The 6,916-nt window shown below is 37.8% G+C and carries 8 protein-coding genes; all 8 read right to left on the bottom strand.

The genetic code is table 11. From position 1 onward, the window contains the following. Positions 1-76 precede the first annotated feature (76 nt). A complete protein-coding gene (gene tgt / locus HMPREF2979_RS06700) occupies positions 77-1,219 on the bottom strand; it encodes a tRNA guanosine(34) transglycosylase Tgt (protein WP_013991220.1) in 1,143 nt (380 codons plus the stop codon). Positions 1,220-1,423: 204 nt separating this feature from the next. Continuing rightward, positions 1,424-1,558 (bottom strand): 50S ribosomal protein L34, encoded by a 135-nt coding sequence (rpmH, locus tag HMPREF2979_RS06695; RefSeq protein WP_002885866.1) that lies wholly within the window; start codon positions 1,556-1,558, stop codon positions 1,424-1,426. Positions 1,559-1,752: 194 nt separating this feature from the next. Next, entirely contained in the window at positions 1,753-2,316 is a 564-nt protein-coding gene (locus HMPREF2979_RS06690; RefSeq protein WP_064523422.1) for an NAD(P)H-dependent oxidoreductase, read from the bottom strand. Then, on the bottom strand, positions 2,313-2,909 hold the full coding sequence (locus tag HMPREF2979_RS06685; RefSeq protein ID WP_064523425.1) for a TetR/AcrR family transcriptional regulator: 597 nt from the start codon (positions 2,907-2,909) through the stop codon (positions 2,313-2,315). Before HMPREF2979_RS06685 ends, HMPREF2979_RS06690 begins: the two co-directional genes overlap by 4 nt. 107 nt (positions 2,910-3,016) lie before the next feature. Further along, a complete protein-coding gene (gene jag / locus HMPREF2979_RS06680; protein ID WP_064523428.1) occupies positions 3,017-4,060 on the bottom strand; it encodes an RNA-binding cell elongation regulator Jag/EloR in 1,044 nt (347 codons plus the stop codon). 11 nt (positions 4,061-4,071) lie between these two features. Beyond that, on the bottom strand, positions 4,072-4,878 hold the full coding sequence (locus tag HMPREF2979_RS06675; RefSeq protein ID WP_064523431.1) for a membrane protein insertase YidC: 807 nt from the start codon (positions 4,876-4,878) through the stop codon (positions 4,072-4,074). 114 nt (positions 4,879-4,992) lie between these two features. Beyond that, entirely contained in the window at positions 4,993-5,328 is a 336-nt protein-coding gene (rnpA, locus tag HMPREF2979_RS06670; protein ID WP_037601516.1) for a ribonuclease P protein component, read from the bottom strand. An 84-nt stretch (positions 5,329-5,412) separates the two neighbouring features. Beyond that, entirely contained in the window at positions 5,413-6,798 is a 1,386-nt protein-coding gene (gene argH / locus HMPREF2979_RS06665; RefSeq protein ID WP_002891959.1) for an argininosuccinate lyase, read from the bottom strand. Positions 6,799-6,916 lie beyond the last annotated feature (118 nt).

Raw genomic sequence — 6,916 nt, 5'->3', positions numbered from 1 at the left:
TCACCCAAATCAATACTTGTCAATAGGGTTTTGAAAAAAATAAAGCAGTACAATCATGTACTGCTAAATAAATTATTTAAAAATTTCTCTTACTTGACTTGTAACCATACTTTTCTATAAAGTCTTGGCGGAACTCAAGTAAATTATCATCTATAATAGCTTGTCGTACTTTGGCCATTAAATTTACCAAGAAGTAGAGATTATGATAACTAGTCAGGCGAATTCCAAACGTTTCATCTGCTTTCAACAAATGTCTCACATAAGCACGTGTGTAATTCTTACATGTATAACAATCACATTCAGGATCTATAGGGCTAAAATCTTCTGCATACGCCGCATTTTTAACCACGAGGCGCCCTTGACTCGTCATACAAGTTCCGTTACGAGCAATTCGTGTTGGGAGAACACAATCATACATGTCAACGCCACGAATAACACCGTCGATCAAACTATCTGGTGCCCCCACCCCCATAAGATAACGTGGTTTATTCTCAGGAAGTAAAGGTACAGTAAAGTCTAGAACTGCATTCATCTCTTCATGGGTTTCTCCTACTGCAAGACCTCCAATTGAATAACCTGGAAAATCCATGGAAACCAAATCCTGTGCAGATTGTCTACGAAGATCTTCAAAACCTGCTCCCTGTACGATTCCAAAAAGACCTTGGTCATGTGGACGACGATGTGCTTTTAGTCCTCGTTCTGCCCAACGACTTGTACGTTCAATAGAATTTTTCACATAGTCGTATGGTTGGTAAAATTGAGGGCATTCGTCAAAACTCATCATAATATCTGAACCGAGATTGTTCTGAATCGAGATCGCTTTTTCAGGAGATAAAAACATCTTACTTCCATTGAGGTGATTTTTAAAAGTTACACCTTCTTCCGAGATGTTTCGTTTTTCGGCCAATGAATATACTTGGAAACCACCACTATCTGTAAGAATCGCTTGGTCCCAATTCATGAATTTATGGAGTCCCCCAGCTTTAGCAACGAGCTCATCACCAGGTCTTAGCCATAAATGATAAGTATTGGCCAAAATAATCCCTGAACCCATCTGTTTTAATTCTTCAGGAGATTGCGTTTTTACTGTAGCTTGGGTACCTACAGGCATAAACATCGGTGTTGGAAAAGTTCCATGAGGCGTGATAATTTCCCCCAGGCGTGCTCCTGTGTGTTTTTCTTTCTTTATAAGACGATATTTAATAGGAAAATCAGTCATTTATACTCCTTACATTAGGAAAAACAGTCCTAAGTATTTTTTAGTCAGTGGTCATTATCCACAACCGCTTTAGTTTATCAAAAATTACAAGAATTGTCAGCTCTATATTTTCAAACTCTCGATGAATACCATCAAACACCAACACTAACATTCATAGCAAACAAAAAAACAACAGTCTCGAGCACTGTTGCTTTCAATAATGTCTTAAGCTGAAAGAACTTTACGTCCTTTACGACGACGAGCTGCAAGAACACGACGTCCATTTTTAGTTGACATACGGTGACGGAATCCGTGTTTACGTTGACGACGGATTTTACTTGGTTGATAAGTACGTTTCACGTTGAATACCTCCTGATAGATTTTCGTATTCGTTTAGCCGGCTATTTTTGATCAGTTACTAAACATACCATACTATTTTATAGCAATAGCTTAATCTTGTCAAGAATTACTTAGATATTAATTTCATTATATCTTTGAAACCCGAAGGCTAGTGATAATTGTAGTCTACAACGCAACCCCATAGCATCGCTTACTCATAACCTTCTTGCTAGTTTAGCTATTTTCTTGAGCACCTCTTTTCGCTTATGGTCACCCATATACTCAACAGGTGAAATCTGGGTAACTTTGACCGATTTAATACCACAAGGTTTTAGGACTTGAAATTTTAGAACTTTGCTGTAATCTTGAACTAAAGGTAGAACTATCTTTGGTGTATTGTGGGTTGTAATAATCCAAGCTTTCCCAGTCAGTTTACCATCCAATCCACGGGGTGTATTTTCATAGGCAAAATTAGCAGCAAAGACGCGTTCAATAAATCCTTTCAAGATAGCCGGCATTCCACTCCACCAAATTGGAAAAATAAAAATCAACTGATCTGCCCAAATTATTAAATCTCGATAGTCTTTCATAGCTACATCGTGCGCTAGGTCTCTTCTCCTATGCGTTGTATCAAAGCGTAAAACAGGATCGAACCGCTCTTTATACAAATCTAGAACCTTTAACTCATGTTTAGACGATAAATTCTCCTTGACTGTCTCTAGTATAGAGGCGTTGTAGCTCTTAGAGTTTGGATGCGCGTAGATAATTAAGATTTTCATTGTTTCGCTCCTTTAACGTAGATGTCTAACATAGTACTAACAGTCTCTTCAATAGTGTTACTATTGAAATTATCACCAATAGGACTCCTTACCAAAACAGCTAATCCAGTAATAAAACTCCAGATATGAACTAATATTTCTGTCTCACTACCAGAAATGTTCATTTCACTTTTTAGCTTCAAAACCACACTCTTAAAGTGCTCAAATCCTGGTAAATGGGCATTAACAGAGATACTGTTCTGGGTTAGTTCCATATAATTGAAAGGAAACTTAATAAATAAGGCCTCAAAACTGTTTGTTTCTTTTTGAGCAAATTCCACAAAATTATACCCCATTAATACTAATTGATCCCTTACATCAAGAGAAGAGTCTATTCCTTGTGTCAGATATTTCAAAAAGATCTCAGATAAACGCTCTAAAACTACCTGAAGATATACACCCTTATTTTCAAAGTGCTTATAGGGTGCTCCATGGGTGATTCCGCATTTTTGAGCCACCGTTCGGATAGATAGTTGATCGATCCCTCTTATTCTTATCTCCTCAATTCCAGTTGTGATTAACTTTTCCTTCAATTCAGCAGTATTACGTTTCATTTTGACTCCTATTTACATATAAGTATACACTGTCTACTTTAAATTGTCAAAAAAAAAAACTAGCCTTCAAATAAGACTAGTTTCTGTAAACAATAACGCTATTCTAATTATACTTTTGTCACAACAACGTAACGATTAGGATCGTCCCCTTCCGAGTGACTTTCAACCCCTTCAATTTGAGAAAGTGCCTTATGGATAATTTTTCGTTCGCTATTCGTCATTGGATCCATAACATACTCTCGGCCTGTTTCTTTTACTTTAGCTGCCGTTTTTTCTGCTAAATCAATCAGAGTCTCTGTGCGTTGCTCCAAATAATCACGAACATTAAGAACAACACTAAAGCGTTTAGAATGACGATCGTGCAAATAATTTTGCGCTAAAAGTTGTAAAGACTTGAGAACCTTGCCATGATAACCGATAACACGACCAGGCTGGTCTGTTTCAATCTGAATGATAATATTGCGACGATTGTGACTAACCTCTAGGCTAGCATCAACATCCATTTCATAGATAATTTTTTCGAGATAAGATAAAACATCATCTGCAGCAGCTTGAATATCTTCTAAATTATTTTCAGAAGAATCATCTGAACTAAACTCAGATGCCACAAAATCACTGAAATCTCCTTCTGGAGTTTCCAGAGTCTGAACTTTAGCGATCGATTCTAGTTGAGGTTCAAGCGAACTTGCCATAAATTCTGTAGCATCCTCTTCTGATGACTCACGTTTAACAGATAGAGGAATAATTGTTGCCTTTGGTTGCTCCTGTTTCTTATCTAGCAGCTCTTCACCAAGGTGCTCTGTAGACACTGGTTGCTTTAAGTTTTCTTGTGCAATTTCCTTATTATCTGAAACCGTAACGAGTTTTGTCACTTTATTGAAAGCAATCGTTTCGTCTTTTGGACTTGCGACAGAATCGTCGAATTGTTTTATAGCATCAGGAGCCACTTTAACGGTGTTTTGATCTGCTTCATGAGCTATCTTTTCATTTATTGGTTCAACGCTAACTCGAGCTGGCTTCTTTCCGAACCCTAAAAAACCTTTTTTCTCACGAGAAATCACCTTAATATGAGCCCTCATACGGGGTAAATTAAGATCTTTCAAACCTTTTTCAATAGCTTGTTCGACTGTTCGTCCAGAATAGACAACCATAATAAGCCTCCTTATTTACGTTTATGCGCCTTTTTCTTGGCACGACGAATCTTAGCTTTACGTTCTTTTTCTTCCGCTTCCAAACGATTACGTTCTTCGATGATTTTAAACGGATTATTAAAAACCAAAATCTGAATAACTTGGAAGGCGTTTGAAACCGCCCAATAAAGTGCTACCCCTGAAGAAATCTGAGTTCCAAACCAGAAAATAAAGATTGGAAGCATGATATTCATAACAAGAAGCATTGCACTACGATCTTTAGCTGCCTTATTGGTCAACCAAGTTGAAAGGAAGGTGAAAGCAGCCGCCAAAATCGGAAGAATAAAGTAAGGGTCTTTCTGACCTAGGTCAACCCAGAGGAATGTTCCTTCTCGCAATTCTGGCACTCGCGTGAGTGCTCCATAAAGAGCCATCAAAATAGGAAATTGAATCAAGAGAGGAACAAAGCTTGCGTAAGGATTTACACCATGCTCTTTATAAAGATCTTGTTGTGCATAAGCAAGAGCTTCACGATTCTCGCGTCCAGGATACTCACTCTGCAAGCGACGTAACTCTGGCTGCAACTCTTGTAGTTCACGGCTTGACTTAATTTGGCGATTATAAAGAGGAATCATTACCGCACGAATTAAGATCGTGAAAATGATAATCCCTAATCCAATGGAACCTCCGAATGAGAGCCCTTGAATAGCCTTCCCAAACATTAAAATGAGACGTTCCCAAAGGCCTGTAGAATGACTTGTAACATCACTTCGTCCACATGCGGACAAAAGTAAGAGAACTCCTGCACCTAAAACAGATAAATTAAGTTTTTTCTTCACTAAAAACTCCTTTTTAATACGATAAAGAACTGCTTGCTTCCATTCATTAAGACTATCTCAAAAATCAGGAATGATCTTAGTTTATCCTACAATATAAAGAAGCAAAATAATTTTCTAGTCCTTATATAACTTTGCTATTTTTAAGACATGAACGAGATTGCTATAAATGTCTTGATAACTTAAGTCTTCGACACCTTTACGAGCAATAACGACAAAATCTTGATGTTCTAACTGAGATGACATGTCCATCAGTGCATGTCGTAGACGACGTTTTACCCGATTCCGAGTAACCGCATTACCAAGACGCTTACTGACCGACAAACCTACTCTAAAATGAGGCAGATCACGATTCAGACTGTAGACAACAAATTTTCGATTAGCAACACTGTGTCCCGCATCAAATAATGCTTTAAAGTCTTTCTCTTTCTTAACGCGATAAGATTTTTTCAAAATGCGACTCCAAACTCAAAATTATTACTATTATATCATAAATAGCAAAAAAGCCCAAAACCTTATGGTTAGGGCCTTAGAGACTTATTTTTTTAGAGCTTTTTGAGCTTCTTTGATTTGCCATTTAACCTGGTCAAAACCAGTTCCACCAAGGGAATGACGACGTTCAACAGCTGTATGAGATTTAAGCGTCTCATAGATGTCCTCTTCAATTAAATCTGAAACTCCTTGATAACGTTCGAGAGGAACATCCTGAAGATAATAACCAGCTTTGGTACACTCAAGGACAAGTTTTCCAACAATCTCATGTGCTTCACGGAATGGAAGTCCTTTAGACGCAAGATAATCAGCCAACTCTGTAGCATTTGAAAAATCTTTCTCTGTTGATTCTGCCATATGCTTGTCGTTAACAGTCATTGTATTGAGCATACCTGCGAGAATATCAATAGCAACAGTAATCGTTTCTACCGTATCAAACATACCTTCTTTATCTTCTTGGAGATCTTTATTGTAGGCTAAAGGTAATGACTTCATCACAGTCAATAATCCAATCAGATTGCCATAGACACGACCTGATTTTCCACGAATTAGTTCTGCCATATCTGGGTTTTTCTTTTGAGGCATAATGGAAGAGCCTGTTGAAAAAGTATCTGATAGAGTCACAAACTTAAACTCGTTAGAACACCAGTTAATGATTTCTTCACAAATACGTGTCATATGCATCATTAGAATACTTGAGTTTGACAAGAATTCGAGAATAAAGTCACGATCAGAAACAGCATCCAAGGAATTGCTATATGGCTTTGCGAAGCCCATTAAGTCAGATGTCATATTACGATCAATTGGGAAAGTTGTTCCTGCCAGTGCAGCAGCTCCGAGGGGAGAGATATCCGTATGCTTGATATTAAATTCAAAACGTTCAGCATCACGTGTAAACATGTTGTAATAAGCCATCAAGTGGTGACCAAAAGAAATCGGTTGTGCATGCTGCAAGTGGGTGTAGCCTGGCATAATTGTGTAGGTATGTTTGTCTGCTAGGTTGACTAAAGTACCACGTAAATTATCAAGCTTCTCAATAACTTCCACGAGTTTGGCTTTTAAATACAAGTGCATATCCGTTGCCACTTGGTCGTTACGTGAACGTGCTGTATGAAGTTTTCCTGCTACTGGTCCAATTTTAGCTGTTAAAAGGCTCTCCATATTCATATGAATATCTTCATTGGAAACATCGAATTCTAGTTTACCAGCCTTATATTCCTCAAGCAGCTCTTCCAAGCCCTGTTTAATTTGTAAAGCTTCCTCTTTGGTAATAATTCCTGTCTCACCAAGCATAGTGACATGGGCAATAGACCCTTTAAGGTCAAACTCTGCCATCTTTTGGTCAAAGGAGATTGAAGCACCAAATTCTTCTACCCATTTTTCAAGACTAGCTTCGAACCGACCGCCCCATAGTTTATGATTTTCTGCCATAGTTTTATTTTGAAGATTTCTCTACACTGAGATAATCTTCCATCCTTTCTTAATACTTATAACAAGTAACGACCTCTTAGGTCACAATAACTTAAATGAAAAAAGCTAGATAGTATTT

It is taken from the genome of Streptococcus sp. HMSC078H12 (assembly GCF_001814615.1).
Lineage (GTDB): Bacteria > Bacillota > Bacilli > Lactobacillales > Streptococcaceae > Streptococcus > Streptococcus salivarius_F.
The sequence above is the reverse complement of the archived record's forward strand: the minus strand, read 5'-3'. Positions and strand labels throughout refer to the sequence as shown.